At 73.6% G+C, this 18,505-nt stretch carries 17 protein-coding genes; 6 read left to right on the top strand and 11 right to left on the bottom strand.

The window, feature by feature from the left end; translation table 11 throughout:
- Nucleotides 1-64: 64 nt before the first annotated feature.
- A complete protein-coding gene (trpS, locus tag AB0F11_RS10700; RefSeq protein ID WP_362170509.1) occupies nt 65-1,078 on the bottom strand; it encodes a tryptophan--tRNA ligase in 1,014 nt (337 codons plus the stop codon).
- A gap of 402 nt (nt 1,079-1,480) precedes the next feature.
- A complete protein-coding gene (glyA, locus tag AB0F11_RS10695) occupies nt 1,481-2,758 on the bottom strand; it encodes a serine hydroxymethyltransferase (RefSeq protein WP_362170507.1) in 1,278 nt (425 codons plus the stop codon).
- 253 nt (nt 2,759-3,011) lie between these two features.
- Between glyA and rocD the strand changes: the two genes are divergently transcribed.
- The gene (gene rocD / locus AB0F11_RS10690; RefSeq protein WP_362170505.1) at nt 3,012-4,217 is read left to right on the top strand and encodes an ornithine--oxo-acid transaminase; all 1,206 of its coding nucleotides are present in this window, start codon (nt 3,012-3,014) and stop codon (nt 4,215-4,217) included.
- Nucleotides 4,218-4,236: 19 nt separating this feature from the next.
- Here the strand turns inward: rocD and AB0F11_RS10685 are convergent, their stop codons facing one another.
- A complete protein-coding gene (locus tag AB0F11_RS10685) occupies nt 4,237-5,430 on the bottom strand; it encodes a glutathionylspermidine synthase family protein (RefSeq protein WP_362170503.1) in 1,194 nt (397 codons plus the stop codon).
- A gap of 4 nt (nt 5,431-5,434) precedes the next feature.
- A complete protein-coding gene (locus AB0F11_RS10680; protein WP_361919436.1) occupies nt 5,435-5,695 on the bottom strand; it encodes a hypothetical protein in 261 nt (86 codons plus the stop codon).
- Nucleotides 5,696-5,882: 187 nt separating this feature from the next.
- On the opposite strand from AB0F11_RS10680, the gene AB0F11_RS10675 reads away from it, so the two are divergent.
- Complete coding sequence (locus AB0F11_RS10675; protein ID WP_362170501.1) at nt 5,883-6,740, top strand: hypothetical protein; 858 nt, start codon at nt 5,883-5,885, stop codon at nt 6,738-6,740.
- A gap of 500 nt (nt 6,741-7,240) precedes the next feature.
- Here the strand turns inward: AB0F11_RS10675 and AB0F11_RS10670 are convergent, their stop codons facing one another.
- Complete coding sequence (locus AB0F11_RS10670) at nt 7,241-8,644, bottom strand: PLP-dependent aminotransferase family protein (RefSeq protein ID WP_362170499.1); 1,404 nt, start codon at nt 8,642-8,644, stop codon at nt 7,241-7,243.
- 47 nt (nt 8,645-8,691) lie between these two features.
- Between AB0F11_RS10670 and AB0F11_RS10665 the strand changes: the two genes are divergently transcribed.
- Entirely contained in the window at nt 8,692-9,204 is a 513-nt protein-coding gene (locus tag AB0F11_RS10665) for a carboxymuconolactone decarboxylase family protein (protein ID WP_362170497.1), read from the top strand.
- 84 nt (nt 9,205-9,288) lie between these two features.
- Here the strand turns inward: AB0F11_RS10665 and AB0F11_RS10660 are convergent, their stop codons facing one another.
- From AB0F11_RS10660 to AB0F11_RS10650, 3 genes are all read right to left on the bottom strand, one after another.
- Nucleotides 9,289-10,278, bottom strand: a complete 990-nt coding sequence (locus tag AB0F11_RS10660) for a malate dehydrogenase (protein ID WP_362170495.1) — start codon at nt 10,276-10,278, stop codon at nt 9,289-9,291.
- 259 nt (nt 10,279-10,537) lie between these two features.
- Nucleotides 10,538-11,032, bottom strand: coding sequence for a DUF3017 domain-containing protein (locus AB0F11_RS10655; RefSeq protein ID WP_362170493.1), 495 nt, complete (start codon nt 11,030-11,032; stop codon nt 10,538-10,540).
- Nucleotides 11,022-11,885, bottom strand: a complete 864-nt coding sequence (locus AB0F11_RS10650) for a bifunctional methylenetetrahydrofolate dehydrogenase/methenyltetrahydrofolate cyclohydrolase (protein WP_362170491.1) — start codon at nt 11,883-11,885, stop codon at nt 11,022-11,024. Before AB0F11_RS10650 ends, AB0F11_RS10655 begins: the two co-directional genes overlap by 11 nt.
- A 295-nt stretch (nt 11,886-12,180) precedes the next feature.
- Between AB0F11_RS10650 and AB0F11_RS10645 the strand changes: the two genes are divergently transcribed.
- Nucleotides 12,181-12,804 (top strand): proline-rich domain-containing protein, encoded by a 624-nt coding sequence (locus tag AB0F11_RS10645; protein WP_362170489.1) that lies wholly within the window; start codon nt 12,181-12,183, stop codon nt 12,802-12,804.
- Between the two features lie 108 nt (nt 12,805-12,912).
- Here the strand turns inward: AB0F11_RS10645 and purH are convergent, their stop codons facing one another.
- Nucleotides 12,913-14,496 (bottom strand): bifunctional phosphoribosylaminoimidazolecarboxamide formyltransferase/IMP cyclohydrolase, encoded by a 1,584-nt coding sequence (purH, locus tag AB0F11_RS10640; RefSeq protein ID WP_361919926.1) that lies wholly within the window; start codon nt 14,494-14,496, stop codon nt 12,913-12,915.
- On the bottom strand, nt 14,493-15,116 hold the full coding sequence (purN, locus tag AB0F11_RS10635; protein WP_362170797.1) for a phosphoribosylglycinamide formyltransferase: 624 nt from the start codon (nt 15,114-15,116) through the stop codon (nt 14,493-14,495). Before purN ends, purH begins: the two co-directional genes overlap by 4 nt.
- 306 nt (nt 15,117-15,422) lie before the next feature.
- Between purN and AB0F11_RS10630 the strand changes: the two genes are divergently transcribed.
- Nucleotides 15,423-16,049: a hypothetical protein gene (locus tag AB0F11_RS10630; protein ID WP_362170486.1), complete on the top strand. Its 627-nt coding sequence runs from the start codon at nt 15,423-15,425 to the stop codon at nt 16,047-16,049.
- 313 nt (nt 16,050-16,362) lie between these two features.
- Here AB0F11_RS10630 and AB0F11_RS10625 read toward each other — a convergent pair whose 3' ends face one another.
- The gene (locus AB0F11_RS10625) at nt 16,363-18,126 is read right to left on the bottom strand and encodes a DUF6350 family protein (RefSeq protein ID WP_362170484.1); all 1,764 of its coding nucleotides are present in this window, start codon (nt 18,124-18,126) and stop codon (nt 16,363-16,365) included.
- 104 nt (nt 18,127-18,230) lie between these two features.
- Between AB0F11_RS10625 and AB0F11_RS10620 the strand changes: the two genes are divergently transcribed.
- Nucleotides 18,231-18,505 (top strand): helix-turn-helix domain-containing protein (locus tag AB0F11_RS10620; protein ID WP_362170482.1); only part of this gene is annotated, 275 nt, incomplete at its 3' end.

The following is an 18,505-nucleotide window of genomic DNA, read 5'->3' as shown; positions in this document are numbered from 1 at the left end:
GGTCCCCAGTGTGGGGCCGGCGGCCCCGGGGCGCCAGGCCCCTTCTCGCTGCCCGGCTACCGGGTCAGTGCTTCGCGGGCACGAACCCGATGCGGTCGTACGCCTGTGCCAGGGTCTCCGCGGCGACCGCGCGGGCCTTCTCGGCGCCCTTGGCCAAGATGGCGTCCAACGTCTCCGGGTCGTCCAGGAATTCCCGGGTCCGCTGCTGGAACGGTGTGACGAACTCGACCATCGCGCCGGCCAGGTCCGTCTTCAGCGCGCCGTAGCCCTTGCCCTCGTAGCGGGCTTCCAGGGCCGGGATGCTCTCCCCCGTGAGGGTGGAGTAGATCGTCAGCAGGTTGCTGACGCCGGGCTTGTTCTCCGTGTCGAAGCGGATCTCGGCCTCGGTGTCGGTGACCGCGCTCTTGATCTTCTTCTCGGTGGCCTTGGGCTCGTCGAGGAGGCTGATGAGCCCCTTGGGGGACGAGGCCGACTTCGACATCTTGATCGACGGGTCCTGGAGGTCGTAGATCTTCGCGACCTCCTTGACGATGTGCGCGGCGGGCAGGGTGAAGGTCTGGCCGAAGCGGTGGTTGAAGCGCTCGGCGAGGTCGCGGGTCAGCTCCACGTGCTGGCGCTGGTCCTCGCCGACCGGGACGGCGTTCGCCTGGTAGAGCAGGATGTCCGCGACCTGGAGGATCGGGTACGTGAACAGGCCGACGCTGGCGCTGTTCACGCCGCCCTTGGCGGACTTGTCCTTGAACTGGGTCATCCGGCTGGCCTCGCCGAAGCCGGTGATGCAGTTCATGACCCAGGCGAGCTGCGCGTGCTCCGGGACGTGGCTCTGGATGAACAGCGTGCAGCGCTCGGGGTCCAGGCCGGCGGCGAGCAGCTGCGCGGCGGAGAGCCGGGTGTTCGCGCGGAGGTCCTTGGGATCCTGCGGCATGGTGATCGCGTGCAGGTCGACCACCATGTAGAAGGCGTCGTGCGTCTCCTGCAGGGCGACGTACTGGCGGATCGCTCCGAGGTAGTTCCCGAGGTGGAACGAGCCGGAGGTGGGCTGGATGCCGGAGAGCGCGCGAGGACGATCAGAAGCCATGGCTTCATTCTCTCAGGTGTGGGGGGCGGGTCGGGTCGTCGCGTGGCCGGAACCGGGCCGCACCCTGCGGGTGCGGCCGGGCTCCGCCCCTGCCCCGCGCCCTACCCGCGGGTACCGCCCATGGCCGATTCCCGCCCCACCTGAGCGACCCCTTTCAGCCACCGGCCCCGCTGCGCGGAGCCTTTCCCCCACCCCGCCCTTCCCCGAAACCGGGGGCTCCGCCCCCGGACCCCCACGCCTCAAACGCCGGCGAGGCTGATTTCAGCCCGCGCGGCGTTTGAGCGCTGGGGGTACCCCCAGCGGTAGCTGGGGGAGGGTCCCGGCGGAGCCCGGTTTCGGGAAGGGGCGGGGAGGGGAACGGCTCCGCGCAGCGGAGCCGACAGCGGCGGCCGGGGCCGCGGGTCAGGAGACGGGGAGGCCCGGGGCCGGGTAGGCGTGGAGGAGGTCCGCCACCTCCTGGCGGATCTTGGACAGGGCCGGCTCGTCGCCGGAGGCAGCGGCGGCCACCGCCCGCCCGATCCACTCCGCGACCTGCGGCATGTGCTCCGGGGCCAGACCCCGGGACGTCAGGGACGGGGTCCCGATCCGGATCCCGGACGGGTCGAACGGCTTGCGCGGATCAAACGGCACGGTGTTGTAGTTCACCACGATCCCGGCCCGGTCCAGCGCCTTCGCCGCCACCTTCCCCGGCACCCCCTTCCCCGTCAGGTCGATCAGGACCAGGTGGTTGTCGGTACCCCCCGACACCAGGTCGAACCCCCGCTCCAGCAACGCAGCGGCCAGCGCCTTCGCATTGGCGACGACCGTGTGCGCGTACGTCACGAACGCCGGCTGCGCCGCCTCGTGCAGGGCCACGGCGATGCCGGCCGTGGTCTGGTTGTGCGGTCCGCCCTGCAGGCCGGGGAAGACGGCCTTGTCGATGGCCTTGGCGTGCTCCTCGGTGCACATGAGCATCGCGCCCCGCGGCCCGCGCAGCGTCTTGTGCGTGGTGGTGGAGATGACGTCGACGTGCCCGGCGGGCGACGGGTGGGCCCCGCCCGCGATCAGGCCGGCGATGTGGGCGACGTCGGCGACCAGGACCGAGCCCGCCTCCTTCGCGATGGAGGCGAACGCCTCGAAGTCGATCGTGCGCGGCAGGGCGGTACCGCCACAGAAGATGATCTTCGGGCGCTCGGCCAGCGCCAGGTCCCGCACCGCGTCGTAGTCGATCAGCCCGGTGTCGGCCGACACCCCGTACTGCACGCCCCGGAACCAGGAGCCCGTCGCCGAGACCCCCCAGCCGTGCGTCAGGTGCCCGCCCATCGGCAGGGCCATGCCCATCACCGTGTCGCCGGGCTGGGCGAAGGCCAGGTACACGGCGAGGTTCGCGGGCGAGCCGGAGTACGGCTGCACGTTCGCGTGGTCAACGCCGAACAGCCCCTTCGCCCGCTCGACGGCCAGCGCCTCGATGCGGTCGATGTTCTGCTGGCCCTCGTAGTAGCGGCGGCCCGGGTAGCCCTCGCTGTACTTGTTCTGCAGGACGGTCCCGGAGGCTTCGAGGACGGCCGCGGAGACGTAGTTCTCGCTCGGGATCAGGCGGAGCGTCTGCGCCTGGAGGACTTCCTCGGCGGCGACGAAGGACGCGAGCTCGGGGTCGGCGGCGGCGAGGGCGGGGTGGCGGGGCTGGGGCGTCGCGCTCATGGCGGCTCCTGTCGGGGTCGATGTCGGGTCTCGTCCCCGCAGGGGCCCAGGCGAGCGGCCCTGTGTGCGGTCGTGCGCGCACGACTCCCCCGGAGTTCGTTCTCCGTGCGCCAGTCGCCGTGCGTACGGCCAACCTTAGCGGGCATGCCACCGGAAAGGTTTCCGCGTCCGGTATACGAGCGACGTATAGCCGTATACAGGTGGCGCCACCCTGTCACCCGGCCCGTCCGCCCGACCGACGATCGGAGACCCCGTGTCGAGAACTGCAGATGCCATCGCCTCCGCCGAGGCGCACAGCGCCCACAACTACCACCCGCTGCCCGTCGTCGTGGCGACGGCGGAGGGCGCGTGGATGACCGACGTCGAGGGGCGCCGCTATCTCGACATGCTCGCCGGCTACTCGGCGCTCAACTTCGGCCACGGCAACCGCCGTCTGCTGGACGCGGCCAAGGCGCAGCTGGAGCGGGTCACCCTCACCTCGCGGGCCTTCCACCACGACCGCTTCGCCGACTTCTGCACCGAACTAGCCGCGCTGTGCGGCAAGGAGATGGTGCTGCCGATGAACACGGGCGCGGAGGCCGTGGAGACGGCCGTGAAGACCGCCCGCAAGTGGGGCTACGAGGTCAAGGGCGTCCCGGACGGCCACGCCAAGATCGTGGTCGCGGCCGACAACTTCCACGGCCGTACGACGACCATCGTGAGCTTCTCCACCGACCACGAGGCCCGCGACCACTTCGGCCCGTACACGCCGGGGTTCGAGATCGTCCCGTACGGGGACCTCACCGCCCTCGCCCACGCCGTCACCCCGAACACGGTGGCGGTGCTGCTGGAGCCGATCCAGGGCGAGGCCGGGGTGCTGGTGCCGCCGGCCGGGTACCTGCGCGGCGTGCGGGAGCTGACGCGCGAGCGGAACGTGCTGTTCATGGTGGACGAGATCCAGTCGGGGCTGGGCCGCACGGGCAGGACCTTCGCCTGCGAGCACGAGGACGTCGTCCCGGACGTGTACCTCCTCGGCAAGGCGCTCGGCGGCGGCGTGGTGCCGGTCTCCGCGGTCGTCGCCGACCGGGACGTCCTCGGCATCTTCAAGCCCGGCGAGCACGGCTCCACCTTCGGCGGCAACCCGCTGGCCTGTGCCGTCGCCCTGGAGGTCGTCGCGATGCTGCGCACCGGCGAGTACCAGCAGCGCGCCGCCGAGCTCGGCGACCACCTGCACCGGGAGCTGAACCTGCTGGTCGGCGGCGGCGCGGTGACCGCGGTGCGCGGGCGCGGGCTGTGGGCGGGCGTGGACATCGAGCCCGGCCACGGCACGGGCCGCGAGGTCTCGCACAGGCTGATGGAGCGCGGCGTGCTGGTCAAGGACACCCACGGGGCGACGATCCGGATCGCTCCCCCGCTGGTGATCTCCAAGGAGGACCTGGACTGGGGCCTGGACCAGCTGCGCGCGGTCCTGTCGGTGTAGAGCCCGTCGGCCTGAAGGCCTAGAGGATGACGTGGGGCAGGAAGCGGGCGTACTCGTCCGTGACCGGCCCCGCGGACTCGCGGATGCCGAGCCCCGCCGCCTCCTCCTCGACGACCCATGCGCCGAGCACGACCCGGTTGCCGTCGAAGTCGGGCAGCGGGGCGAGGCCCTGGTACACGTACCGCTCGCCGTCGGCCGGGGTGAAGGGCGCGTCCCCGCCCGGCGGGTGCAGGCTGACCCCGGCGCCCTCGCGGCCCAGCAGCGGCTTGGCGGCGAAGCCGGTGGTGGCGGGCAGGTCGCGCGGGCCGTCGAGGTAGGCGGGCAGCAGGTTGGGGTGCTCGGGGAAGAGCTCCCACAGGATCGCCAGCAGCGCCTTGTTGGACAGCAGCATCTTCCACAGCGGCTCGATCCAGCTGGTGGTGCCGGTGCCGCCGCCGAGGTCGTACGTGTCGAGGACGTGCGGGCCGAAGGCGTCGGTGGCCAGCCACTCCCACGGGTAGAGCTTGAAGCAGCTGCGGATGAAGCGGAGCTTCTCGTCCACGAACCGGCCCGAGAGGGAGTCCCAGCCGATCTTCTCGACGGACAGGGCCTCGGTGTCCAGGCCCGCCTGCTCGGCGGTCTCCTGGAGGTAGGCGACCGTCATCAGGTCCTCGCCGAGCTCGTCGGTCTCCGAATGCGCGAAGTGCACCGGGCCGGGCGGCAGCAGCTCCGCCTGCCGGCCCCAGGCCTCGACGAGCCGCTCGTGCAGGGAGTTCCACTGGTCGGCGCCGGGGAAGCGCTCCTCCATCCAGAACCACTGCGGACTGGCCGCCTCCACCAGGGAGGTGGGGGTGTCGGCGTTGTACTCCAGCATCTTGGCCGGGCTGCCGTCGCCGTCGTAGCGCAGGTCGAAGCGGCCGTAGAGGGAGGGCTGTTCGGCGCGCCGGCGCCAGGACTCCGCGATCCGCCCGGCCAGGCGCCGGTCGGTGATGCCGAGGTCGGCGAAGCGGTCGTGTACGACGATGTGCTCGGCCGCGGCCAGGCACATGGCGTGCAGCTCCTCGACGACGTTCTCCAGCGCCTCGATCTCCGGGAGGGTGAAGGAGTAGTACGCGCTCTCGTCCCAGTACGGGCGCAGGGAGTCGTCGGGGTAGCGGGTCAGGGGGTAGATCAGCCCCTGCTCCTCGACCGTGCGCTGCCAGTCGGGGCGGGGCTCGATGGTGTGGCGCCGCACCGGGTCAGCCTCCGCTGGAGCTGGAGTGGCCGCCGATGCCGCCGCGGGTGACGGCCGACTTGTCGAAGCTGCCGCCGCTGACCTTGTTGTTCTTGACGCTGCCGCCGTAGTAGTACGCGCCGCGGCCGCCGCTGCGGCACTCCTTGGTGTTCAGCTTCTCCATGGTGACGCGGTCGGCGCAGCGCTTGTCCGGTTCGCTGCCGCACGACACGAGGGCGGCGGCGAGCAGGCCCATGCCGCCGAGGACGACGGCGCCCGAGCGCATGCGGTTCCGGCCGGGGATGCTGCCGCCCGTGGTGCCGCTCACACTGCCGTTCGTACCGCTGCCGGTGCTCCTGCTGCTGTCGCTGTCCATGGCCGACAGACTAGATCGGGGCCCTGGACCGATGGAATCCGGCCGTACGGATCCGCGCAACCCCTCCATGATCTAGAGTCCGTTCGTGCTCCTTGGGATGGTTTGTGCACTGGGTGCGGCGGTCTGCTTCGGCACGGCGTCGGTCCTGCAGGCGGCCGCGGCGCGGTCCGCCGAGCCGGGGACGGGGTCCGGGGTGGACACCGCGCTGCTGTGGCGCGCGGCGCGGCAGTGGCGGTACGTGGCCGGGCTGGCGCTGGACGCGGTCGGGTTCGTCCTGCAGATCATCGCCCTGCGGAACCTCCCCGTGTACGCGGTGGGTGCGGCCCTGGCGGCGAGCCTCGCGGTGACGGCGGTGGTCGCGGCGCGGGTGCTGCGGGTGCGGCTGCGGGGGGCCGAGTGGGCCGCGGTGGCGGTGGTGTGCGCAGGCCTGGCGATGCTGGGGCTTGCCTCGGGCGAGGAGGGCCCGGGGAAGGGCTCGTTGGGGCTGCAGCTGGCGCTGCTGGGGGCCGCGGCGGCGGTGCTGCTGGCCGGGGCTGCGTGCGGGGGCCTGCCGGACCGGCCGCGGTCCCTCGCCCTCGGGCTGGCCGCCGGGACGGGGTTCGGGGTCGTCGAGGTCGCGGTCCGGCTGATCGACACGGTCTCGCCGGCCGAGCTGCGGAACCCGGCGCTGTACGCGCTGCTGCTGGGCGGGGGCGCGGCGTTCCTGCTGCTGACCTCGGCGCTGCAGCGCGGCTCGGTCACGGCGGCCACGGCCGGGCTGGTCCTGGGCGAGACGGTCGGGCCGGCGGTGGTGGGGGTGGCCTGCCTCGGCGACCGGACCCGGGAGGGCCTGACCTGGCTCGCCGCGCTGGGCTTCGCCGTGGCGGTGGGCGGCGCCCTGTCCCTGGCCCGCTTCGGCGAACCCCCGCCCGCGGGCGACTCCCCGCCCGCCGGCGCGCCCGCCGCACCCCGCTAGCGGCTGGCTGCCGCTGCGCGGAGCCGTTTCCCCACCCCGCCCCTTCCCGCTGTTCCGGATGTGCGGCTCCGCCGCGTGGCGGGCTCCGCCCGGACCCCGTTCGCCTCACACACCGGCGCGGCTGAAAGACCCGTGCGCTCCGCGCCCGGTGCGCTCAAACGCCGCGCGGGCTGGACTTTGCCGCTGCGCGGCAATTCCAGCCCCGCGGCAATTCCAACCCCGCGGCATCCATCCAGCCCCGCGGCATCCATCCAGCGCCGCCGGCACTATCCAGCCCCGCCCGCACTATCCAGCCCCGCCGGCACCATCCAGCCCCGCCGGCGATTGAGGCGCGGGGGTCCGGGGGCGGAGCCCCCGAATCTTTGAGCCCCGCCGGCGATTGAGGCGAGCGGGAGCCGGGGCCGCAGGACCCGCCCGCGGCGAAGCCGCCATCGGACACAGCGGGAAGGGGCGGGCTGGGGAACTGCTCCGCGCAGCGGGAGCCGCATCCGCACCCGGAATCAGGGCAGGGACGCCAGCAGGGCGGCCAGCGCCGGGGACCAGGCACTCGCCGAAGGGGTGCCGTAGCCGACGACCAGGGCCTCGCGGGGCGGCGCCGGCTCCGCATCCGGGTGCGCGTAGCGCGACAGGGTCTCCAGCCCGAGGTCATGCCAGGCCGCAGCCCGCAGCACCGCGTCCTGCGACCCCCCGGGAAGATCCAGCACGGCGTGCAACCCCGCCGCGATCCCCGACACGGCAACCCGCCCCGCCACCGCGGCCACCAACTCGTCCCGCCGCCTCCGGTACCGCACCCGCATCCCCCGCACGTGCCGGTCGTACGCCCCCGACCGGATGAACTCCGCCAGCGTCAGCTGGTCCAGCGCGCTGGAGGTCCAGTCGATGCGCCCCTTCGCGGCGAGCACCTCGTCCAGCAGCCCCGCCGGCACCACCATCCACCCCATCCGCAGCCCGGGCGCAAGGGACTTGCTCACGGTGCCGAGGTACACCACCCGCTCGGGGTCGAGCCCCTGGAGCGCGCCGACCGGCTGGCGGTCGTAGCGGAACTCCCCGTCGTAGTCGTCCTCCAGGATCAGCCCGCCCGTGGTCCGGGCCCAGTCGACGGCCGCCGCCCGCCGGGCGGGGGTGAGCGCGACGCCGGTCGGGAACTGGTGCGCGGGCGTCAGCAGCACGGCCCCTGCCTCCCCGCCCAGCTCCGTGGTGCGCGCCCCCGCCCCGTCCACCGCCAGCGGCACCGTCCGCAGCCCCGTGCGCGTCAGCAACTCCCGGTGCACGTCGAGGCTGTACCCCTCCACGGCCACCTCCCGGACCCGGCGCGCCCGCAGCACCCCGGCCAGCAGCGTCAGCGCGTGGACGAATCCGGAGCACAGCACGATCCGGTCCGGGTCCGCGTACACCCCGCGGGCCCGCGCCAGGTACCCGGCGAGGGCCTCCCGCAGCTCGATCCGCCCGCGCGCGTCGGCCGCGTACCCGAAGGCCTCGTTCGGGGCGTCGGTCAGCGCCCGCCGGGCCGCCGAGAGCCAGGCGCCGCGCGGGAAGGCGCCGAGGTCCGGGGTGCCGGCCATCAGGCTGTACGCGGGCGGCCGGCGCACCCCGGGCCGCCCGGCCCGGACGGCGGCGGCCGCGGTCCGGCGGGGCCGGGCCCGCTCCGCGACCCGGGTGCCCGAGCCCTGGCGGGCCGTCAGCCAGCCCTCGGCGACGAGTTCGGCGTACGCCTCCGCGACCGTGTTGCGCGCGATGCCGAGGTCGGCGGCGAGCGAGCGCGAGGACGGCAGCCGGGTCCCGGCGGCCAGCCGGCCGCTGCGGGCCGCCTCGCGCAGGGCTTCGGTCAGCCCGGCCCGCAGGCCGCGCCCGGCGGAGAGGTCCAGGTGCAGGTCGGCGCCCAAAGTGGCCCGGGAATCGGTCATGGAACTGGACCATATCGGCGGGCCGCCTGGTCCGTAAGCTCATGATCATGACGACTCAGGAGAACACGCCCGAAGCCACCGCCCCCTGCGCCGAGCACACCCCCCGCATGAACATGGCGGGCCAGGTCCCCGAGGTCTACAAGGCCATCGTCGCCCTGGAGATCGCCTCGAAGAAGGGACTGGACCCGCTCCTGGTCGAGCTGGTCAAGATCCGAGCCTCGCAGCTCAACCACTGCGCGTTCTGCCTCGACATGCACAGCAAGGACGCCCTCGCGGCGGGCGAGAGCGTGCAGCGGATCGTCCAGCTCAGCGCCTGGGAGGAGTCGCGGCACTTCTACACCGAGCGCGAGGTCGCCGCGATCGAGCTGACCGAGGCCGTGACCGTCCTGACGGACGGTTTCGTGCCCGACGACGTCTACGAGCGGGCGGCGAAGCAGTTCGACGAGAAGGAGCTCGCCCAGCTGATCGCCGTGATCGCGACGATCAACGTCTGGAACCGCGTGGCCGTCACCACCCGCATGGTCCCGGGCCACTACACGCCCGGCATGTACAACCACTGATCGGCTCGGCACCGCCCACGGGAACGGGGAAGGCCCCGGCGCCAGTGCGCCGGGGCCTTCCCGTTGCCGAAGAGATCGCGGGGATCAGATGAGGCCGAGCTCGCGGACCGCGTCGCGCTCCTCGATGAGCTCCGCCACGGAGGCGTCGATCCGGGTGCGGGAGAACTCGTTGATGTCCAGGCCCTGGACGATCTCGTACTTGCCGTCCTTGCAGGTGACGGGGAAGGAGGAGATCAGGCCCTCCGGGACGCCGTAGGAGCCGTCCGACGGGATGCCCATGGAGGTCCAGTCGCCCGCGGCGGTGCCGTTGACCCAGGTGTGGACGTGGTCGATGGCGGCGTTGGCGGCGGAGGCGGCCGAGGACGCGCCACGGGCCTCGATGATCGCGGCGCCGCGCTTGGCGACGGTCGGGATGAACTGGTCGGCCAGCCACGCCTGGTCGGCGACGACCTCGGCGGCGTTCTTGCCGGCGATCTCCGCGTGGAAGATGTCCGGGTACTGGGTCGCCGAGTGGTTGCCCCAGATGGTCAGGCGCTTGATGTCGGTGACGTCGGCGCCGGCCTTCTGCGCCAGCTGCGAGATCGCGCGGTTGTGGTCCAGGCGGGTCATCGCGGTGAAGCGCTCGGCCGGGACGTCCGGGGCGGCGGCCTGCGCGATGAGCGCGTTGGTGTTGGCCGGGTTGCCGACGACGAGGACCTTGATGTCGTCCGCGGCGTGGTCGTTGATGGCCTTGCCCTGCGGCTTGAAGATGCCGCCGTTGGCGGAGAGCAGGTCACCGCGCTCCATGCCCTTGGTGCGCGGGCGGGCGCCCACGAGCAGCGCGACGTTGGCACCCTCGAAGCCCTTGTTCGGGTCGTCGAAGATGTCGATGCCCTTCAGGAGCGGGAAGGCGCAGTCGTCGAGCTCCATGGCGGTGCCCTCGGCGGCCTTCAGGCCCTGGGGGATCTCCAGAAGGCGGAGCTTGACCGGCACGTCCGCGCCGAGCAGGTGACCGGAGGCGATGCGGAAGAGCAGCGCGTAGCCGATCTGGCCGGCGGCGCCGGTGACGGTGACATTCACAGGAGTGCGGGTCATGGCCTTCTCCGTTAGACAGCTGGCGGTGGGGCGTCCCTGCCCCATGTGCTGGCGGACGCCGCTTCCCTGCGAATCTTGACGTGAAGAGACATCCGGCGTCAGGCTATCCGACTCCCAAGCGGCCCAACCCCCCGGTCCGTGTGGTGCGCGGCACACGGACCGGGAGTTCGAAGGCGGGAGACCGGATGCACCCGCGCAATTCGCCTGCCGGGCTCGCCCGGACGGGTGGATCCGGGACTGTCCGACGACTGTGCGCCGGCTACCTGACGGTGAAGCGGGCCGCGTTCTCCAGGAAGGGCAGCTCCAGCCAGGGTTTGGGCTCCACCACCAGTGCGAGCAGGGTGATGGCCACGCCGAGCAGCCCGTACGTGACCATGTCCGTGAACCGGGAGCGCACGGCGAGCATGCCCACGTCGGGCAGGACGCGCCTCAGCACCGCGGCCGCCATCAGGGCCACACCGATCACCAGGCAGCCGATCCGCGGGTGGCCCAGCGCGGTGCACAGCAGCCCGGCCGCGGTCGCGGCGAGCACGCTGAGCATCGGCCACTGCCGGGCCGCGAGCGCATCGCCGGGGGCGGCCCGGCCGGCGCCCTCGGGGCGGGCGGTGTCCTGGGTGACGGAGGGGAAGCGGCGCGACTTGGGGGCGGCCTGCGGCGGCGTGGCCCCGCCGTCGGCACCGTTCTCCGCCCCGCGCGGCGTCCCGTTCTTCGCCCCGTGCGCCGCCCCCGGCTCTCGGTCCTGCTCAGCCTGCACTGGAGATCGTCCGTTCCGCCGCCTCGACGACGTTGACGAGCAGCTGCGCACGCGTCATGGGCCCGACGCCGCCCGGGTTCGGCGAGATCCACCCGGCGACCTCGGCGACCCCGGGGTGCACGTCGCCGACGATCTTGCCGGCCTCGTCGCGGCTGACGCCCACGTCGAGCACGGCCGCGCCCGGCTTGACGTCCTCCGGCTTGACCAGGTGCGGCACGCCCGCCGCCGCGACGATGATGTCGGCCTGGCGCAGCAGCCCGTGCAGGTCGCGGGTGCCGGTGTGGCACATGGTCACGGTGGCGTTCTCGGACCGGCGGGTCAGCAGCAGGCCCATCGAGCGGCCGACCGTGATGCCGCGGCCCAGCAGGACGACGTGCGCGCCGTTGATCTCCACGCCGTGGCGGCGCAGCAGGGCGACGATCCCGTACGGGGTGCAGGGCAGCGGGCCCGGCTCGTTCAGCACCAGCCGGCCCAGCGACATCGGGTGCAGGCCGTCGGCGTCCTTCAGCGGGTCCATCAGCTCCAGGACCCGGTTGGTGTCGATGCCCTTGGGGAGCGGGAGTTGCACGATGTAGCCGGTGCAGGCCGGGTCCTCGTTCAGCTCGCGGACGACCGCCTCGATCTCTTCCTGGGTGGCCGTGGCGGGCAGTTCCCGCCGGATGGACTCGATGCCGACCTCGGCGCAGTCCTTGTGCTTTCCGTTGACGTACCAGCGGCTCCCCGGGTCGTCGCCGACCAGCAGGGTGCCGAGTCCGGGGGTGACGCCCCGGGCCTTGAGGGCCGCCACGCGGGCGGTCAGTTCGGACTTGATCGCGGCGGCGGTGGCCTTGCCATCGAGAATCTGGGCGGTCATGGGACCATCCTCCCGGATGGGGTGCCCCCGGTTCCACTCGTGTCCGCCCGTGCCCGTCAAGGCGTCCGGCGGGCGGCCCGGTTCGGCCCATTGCCACAGCCTTGAAACATTCATTGCACTTGCACAACAAGTGACCGGCCGGTCGCAAAGCCGCTGGACAAGTCCGCCCCGATCGGCCGACGATGACCGGACAAAGAGTGCCGCGGGCAGTGCCGGGGGGCGGACCGCAGAACATCGCAGTACCACCTCCGTGCGTGCCGTGCGTCCCCGCACTTCCACGGAGGAACACCCGACCATGAGTTTCGGCGACCCGAACAACCCGTACGGGCAGCAGCCCCCGCAGGGCCAGCCCGGATACGGCTACCCGCAGCAGGCCCCGCAGGGCTATCCGCAGCAGGGCGGCTACGCCTACCCGCAGCAGGCGGCTCCCCAGGGCTACCCCGCCTACCCGGCCGGCCCCGGCGGCTACCCGGGCGTGCCGATGCAGATGCCGGGCCTGCTGAAGACGGCGCGCGTGTTCCTCTTCATCATCGCGGGCATCCAGCTGCTCGTCGGCGTGTTCGCCCTGCTGGGCGCCGCGTTCATCTCCAGCAGCTCCTCCGCCACCAACACCTCGGCGAGCGACACCGCGGCCGGACTCATCGCGGTCATCGCCCTCATCTCCATTGCACTCGCCATCTGGGCGATCGTCCTCGGCGTGAAGTTCGGCAAGGGCGGCAACGCCACCCGTATCACGACGATCGTGTACGCGGTGCTGTTCCTGCTGAGCAGCCTGTCCAACTTCGCGAACCTGAGTGGCAACGGCGCGACCGGCCCCTCGATGGCCGGCGGTGTCATCGGCCTGGCCATAGGCGTGCTCATCCTCGTCGCCGCGGTCAACAAGGACTCGGTCGCCTGGTTCAACCGTCCGCGGTACTGATCGCGGGCCCGCAGGACAACGGCTCAACGGCGAAGGCCGCCCCCCGCAGCGATGCGGGGCGCGGCCTTCGCCGTGTGCGCGGTGGAATCCGCGCAATCAGTGTCGTTGTCAGTGGAAGAAGTGGCGGGTGCCGGTGAAGTACATGGTCACGCCCGCCGCCTTCGCGGCCTCGACCACCTGCTCGTCGCGGACCGAACCGCCCGGCTGCACCACGGCCTTGACGCCCGCGGCGGTCAGGATCTCCAGCCCGTCCGGGAACGGGAAGAAGGCGTCGGACGCGGCGTACGAGCCCTGCGCGCGCTCGGCGCCGGCCCGCTCGACGGCGAGCTTGGCGGAGTCGACGCGGTTGACCTGGCCCATGCCGACGCCGACAGAGGCGCCGTCCTTGGCCAGCAGGATCGCGTTGGACTTCACGGCCCGGCAGGCCTTCCAGGCGAAGGCGAGCTCGGCGAGCTCCTCGGCGGAGAGCGCCTCGCCGGTGGCCAGGGTCCAGTTCTTCGGGTCGTCGCCCTCGGCCTGGAACACGTCGCTCTGCTGGAGGACCGCGCCGCCCGAGATGGGCTTGAGGTCGCCCGGCTGGTGCGGGCTGCCGTCGACGCGCAGGACGCGGATGTTCTTCTTCTTCGCCAGGATCGCGACCGCGCCCTCCTCGTAGGCGGGGGCGGCGATGACCTCGGTGAAGATCTCCGCGACCTGCTCGGCGAGCTGCACGGTCACCGGGCGGTTGACGGCGATGACGCCGCCGAAGGCCGAGAGCGGGTCGCAGGCGTGCGCCTTGCGGTGCGCCTCGGCGACGTCCGCGCCGACCGCGATGCCGCACGGGTTGGCGTGCTTGATGATCGCGACGCAGGGCTCGTCGTGGTCGTACGCGGCACGGCGGGCGGCCTCGGTGTCCACGTAGTTGTTGAAGGACATCTCCTTGCCGTGCAGCTGCTCGGCGTTGGCGAGCCCGCCCGGCTGTCCGTCCGTGTAGAGGGCGGCGGCCTGGTGCGGGTTCTCGCCGTAGCGCAGGACCGCCTTGCGGTCCCAGGCGCCGGCCAGGAACTCGGGCAGGGCGGCCTCGCCGTCCTCCGGGGCGTACGCGTTCGTGAACCAGGAGGCCACGGCGACGTCGTACGCGGCGGTGTGCTGGAAGGCCTCGGCCGCCAGGCGCTTGCGGGCGGCGAGGTCGAAGCCGCCGCCCTGGGCCGCGGCGAGGACGTCGGCGTACCGGGCGGGGCTGGTGACGACGGCGACCGACGGGTGGTTCTTGGCGGCGGCGCGGACCATGGACGGCCCGCCGATGTCGATCTGCTCGACGCACTCGTCGGGGGTGGCGCCCGAGGCGACGGTCTCCCGGAACGGGTACAGGTTGACGATCACCAGGTCGAACGGCTCCACGCCCAGCTCGGCGAGCTGGTTGCGGTGGTCCTCCAGGCGCAGGTCGGCCAGGATGCCCGCGTGGACGCGCGGGTGCAGGGTCTTGACCCGGCCGTCGAGGCACTCGGGGAAGCCGGTCAGCTCCTCGACCTTGGTGACGGGCACGCCGGCCCCGGCGATCCGGGAGGCGGTGGAGCCGGTGGAGACGAGCGCGACGCCCGCCTCGTGCAGGCCGCGCGCCAGCTCCTCCAGTCCCGTCTTGTCGTAGACACTGACGAGCGCGCGCCGGATCGGTCGCTTCGACGAGGTGGTGCTGCTCTCTACGGCGGTCACTGGATTGTTACCTTTCGTCCCTCAATGCGGTAGCCGTGCCGGGCCAGGCGCCCCACGACGTCGACGAGCAGCTGGCGCTCGACTTCCTTGATGCGCTCGTGCAGAGCGGCTTCGTCGTCCTCGTCCCTGACCTCGACCACACCCTGGGCGATGATCGGACCGGTGTCCACGCCGGCGTCCACGAAGTGGACCGTGCAGCCGGTGACCTTCGCGCCGTACGCGAGGGCGTCCCGGACGCCGTGGGCGCCGGGGAAGGCGGGGAGGAGGGCGGGATGGGTGTTGATGAAGCGGCCGCCGAAGCGGTCGATGAACGCCTTGCCCACGATCTTCATGAACCCGGCGGAGACGACGAGGTCCGGCGCGTGCGCGGCGGTCGCCTCGGTGAGGGCGGCGTCCCACTCCTCGCGGCTGCCGTAGGCCTTCACCGGGCACACGAAGGTGGGGATCCCGGCCTTCTCGGCCCGCTCGAGGCCCGCGATGTTCTCGCGGTCGGCCCCCACGGCGACGACTTCGGCCCCGAAGCCCTCGGCTCCGCCGGGGTGGGCGTCGATGGCGTCGAGGAGGGCCTGGAGGTTGGTGCCGGATCCGGAGACCAGCACGACCAGGCGGGAGGCGGCCATGGAGAGGCCCTTTCTCGCGGGGATCTCGTTCATCTTTGTGCGGTCATACAAAACTTCGACACCCCGTTATACGGGGGACCCTACGAAGCCACCGACCGCCTGCAACGATACCGGCACACCGGACAGCCCCCGAGGGACGGGGGGACGGCCGAGGGGTAGCGTCTGGCGTACAAGCCGCAAACGGCGCGGTGGAGGGCACCGCGCGGCCCTTCAACGCACCCAGCCCGCGACGCACTTCGACGCCCGCGCCCCGGACACGGGCCGGGCGTGCAGGGCGTCCACGACACAGGGGAAGTAACGCACTCGATGCCGGACCGCCGTCAGCCCGACTCCTCCACCGACGACAACCCCTTCGCGGCTCCGCCGGAGGGCCGGCCCGACCAGCCGTGGCAGCCGCGCAGCGGCGGGGACGACCGCGAGGGCCGCGGCCCGGGCGGCCAGGACCCGGACTCCGGGTCCGGCGGGCCGGTGCGGTGGGACCCGACGGACCCGATCCAGCGGCGCGCACGGTATGCGCTGCTCGCCGGCATGTGGGGCTTCTTCTTCGGGATCTTCGGGATCCCGTCGGTGGGGCTGCTGCTGGGTGCGCTGGCGGTGTACTGGGGCATCAGCGGCCTGCGGGGCCGCCCGGCCGCGGCGGCCGCGGGCCCGGACGGCACCCCGGCGGCCCCTGCCGACCCGGCCCACCCGGCGGCCCGGGGCGGACTGGCGGCCCTCGGCCCGGCCGCGCGGCCACAGCGGGCGGCGGCGGTCAGCGGCCTGGTCACGGCCACGATGGCGATCGCCCTCGCCCTCGGCTCGTACGGCGTGCAGCTGGCCTACAAGGACTTCTACATCTGCCGCGACGACGCCCTGACCCGCGCGGGCCAACTGGAATGCAACAGCCTCCTCCCGGACAACCTCCTGGGCGCGTACCTGAAGGTCCGCCAGTAGCCCCGGCCGGTCCCGGGTGCTCCGCACCCGGTGCACTCAAACGCCGCGCGGGCTGAAATCAGCCCCGCCGGCGTTTGAGGCGCTGGGGGTCCGGGGGCGGAGCCCGCTGATCCAGCCCCGCCGGCGTTTGAGGCGCTGGGGGTCCGGGGGCGGAGCCCGCTCATCCAGCCCCGCCGGCGTTTGAGGCGCTGGGGGTCCGGGGGGGCGGAACCCCCGGTTTCGGGAAGGGGCGGGGAGGGGACAGGCTCCGCGCAGCGGCGGCCCCGGCCCCGCCCCGGCCCCGCCCCGGCCCCACGGCCGGCTGCGGCCGCGGTCAGGCCGGGGGCCTGCGCCGGGCCAGTACGCGGGCACCGGCGACCGGCGCCACCAACGGCGGCGGGGCCTCCGTTCCGTACGAGGTCTGCCCCTCGGGCGGAGCGGGAGCGGCCGCCTCCGGTAGCGGGAGGTGAGCCAGGGCGGACGGGTGAAGCGTCGTCACCAGCGTGAGGCGGCGGGTGCGTTCGCCCGTGCGCGCCGAGGCCGGCTCAGCAGGGCCGACCGGAGCCGCCGGGGCACCGGAAGCCGGTTCGGCGGGACCGGTCGGGGCCGCCACCGCCAGGTCCGCGGGGGCCACGGGATCGGCCGCGGCGGCGACGGCCGCGGGAGCCGGGCCCCTCGGGGGCTCCGGGATCAGGGGGGCCGCGGCCTTGCGCAGCGCCTCCCAGCGCTGCTCCCGCATCCCCCGCGCATGCCAGCCGTCGTCCTCCACCGGCTCAACCCCCCGCACCGGCCGATTCCGCCAGGCGTGCACGGACACCGCCACCACCACCCCACCCGGCAGCGTCCACGCCAGCGCCGCGACCCCGGTCGCCCACCACACCGGCCCGAACTCCGCCAGCTCCCCCGACCCCATCGGCCCGGCCGAGGCCGCCGCGAGCCCCGCCAGCGCCACCGCACACACCACCGCCCCCAGCGCGGCCGTCAGGGCCGTCTCCCCGCCCGACACATCGCGCGCCCGCCGCACCGCGAACCACCCGACGGCCATCCCGGCGGCCAGCGGCACCAGGGCCGTCGCGCAGGTCAGCAGCGTCCCGGGCCCCTCCGCCGGCAGCGCCGCCAGCAGCGGGAACCGCGGCAGTGCGGGTGGTCCGGTGAAGCCGAGCGGTGTCGCGCTCGCGCCGCTGCCCAGGGCGAAGCCGGGCCCGAGGGCGTACGCCGCCGCCCAGACCACGGCGTTCGGCAGCAGCGCCAGCGCCAGCAGCAGGACCGCGAACCGGCCCGACCACACGCCGGTCAGCGCCAGGAAGGACCCCTTGACCTCCGCGCCGTGCCAGACGAGCGAGGCTCCGACGATGAGCGCGCCGCCGCCCAGCAGGACGAGCGCCCCGGCGGCTCCGGCTCGCACCGCGAGCGCGTAACGGGGGCGCGCGAGGGCCCGGCGCACGCCCGCCGGCCACCGCCTCGGCAGCCGCGGCGGCGCGAGGGGGCGCCCCTTGGCCGCCCACACCCCGCCGGCCGCGGCGAGCACGGCGACCAGCGGGACGTGCCAGCCGGCGCTGATCGGGTCGGCGGGCATCGGCCCGGCGGCCGCGTACACCGTGGCGAGGGTGGCGACGCCGAGGTAGCCGCAGAGCACGGCGGAGAAGACGGCACTGGCCGGCAGCACCTCCTCCGCGTCGCTGCCGTCGCCGGGCGCGCTGCCGAGGCGGGCGGCGCGCCGCATCAGCAGCGCAGGCAGGGCGATGAGCAGCAGCGGGGTCACCCCGACGGGGGCCGGCACCCCGGAGAGGGTGTCGTACCGGACGAGTTCGGCGCCGTGGGCGAGCAGCCAGAGCCCGGCGGCCAGGTGGAGGGCTCCACCTGGGCCGCTGTCGGGGTACGGGGAGCTGATCCACAGCACGATGACGAGCACGGCGAGGAAGCCGAGGCCCAGCCCGGCGGCCACGGCCCCGCCGAGCACGCAGGCGGCGGCCGCGGGCGAGCGCCGGCGGCGGCGCGGGGCGGCGGGGCGCGGGGTCCCGGCCGGCGGCTGAGCGGCGGGCGGGGGCGCGGCCGGCGCCGGCTGCAACGGGGTCCCGTGTTCGGTCACTTGGGTCACCCCGCCATGGTGCCAACGACACGCGCTATGGGCGGGTAACAGACGAATGCCCGTTGTGTCGCTCAATATACGTTTATGTACTTTTTCGCGCCGGGGAGGACGGCATGACGGAGAGCGTCGAGGAGCCCCGGCTCCCCTCGCCCACGGAGCGGCGCCGGCTGCGCGAGGCGGTGGGCCTGACGTGCGAGGAAGTGGCGCTGGCCGTGGGCGTCACGGCCGCCACGCTCCGGGCGTGGGAGGCGGGCCGCCTCGAGCCGCGGGGCCGCAAACGCGACCAGTACGCCCGCCTCCTGACGGGCACCCACCCGTCGTCCCCCGCGGCCACGGCGGCGCGCGGCGACCACCCCGCCGCCGCCCGCCGAGGGGCGTGGCGCGCGGC

This window comes from Streptomyces sp. NPDC032472 (assembly GCF_040636955.1).
GTDB lineage: Bacteria > Actinomycetota > Actinomycetes > Streptomycetales > Streptomycetaceae > Streptomyces.
Note: the sequence above shows the minus strand (reverse complement) of the source record. Positions and strands in the feature narration are given on the sequence as shown.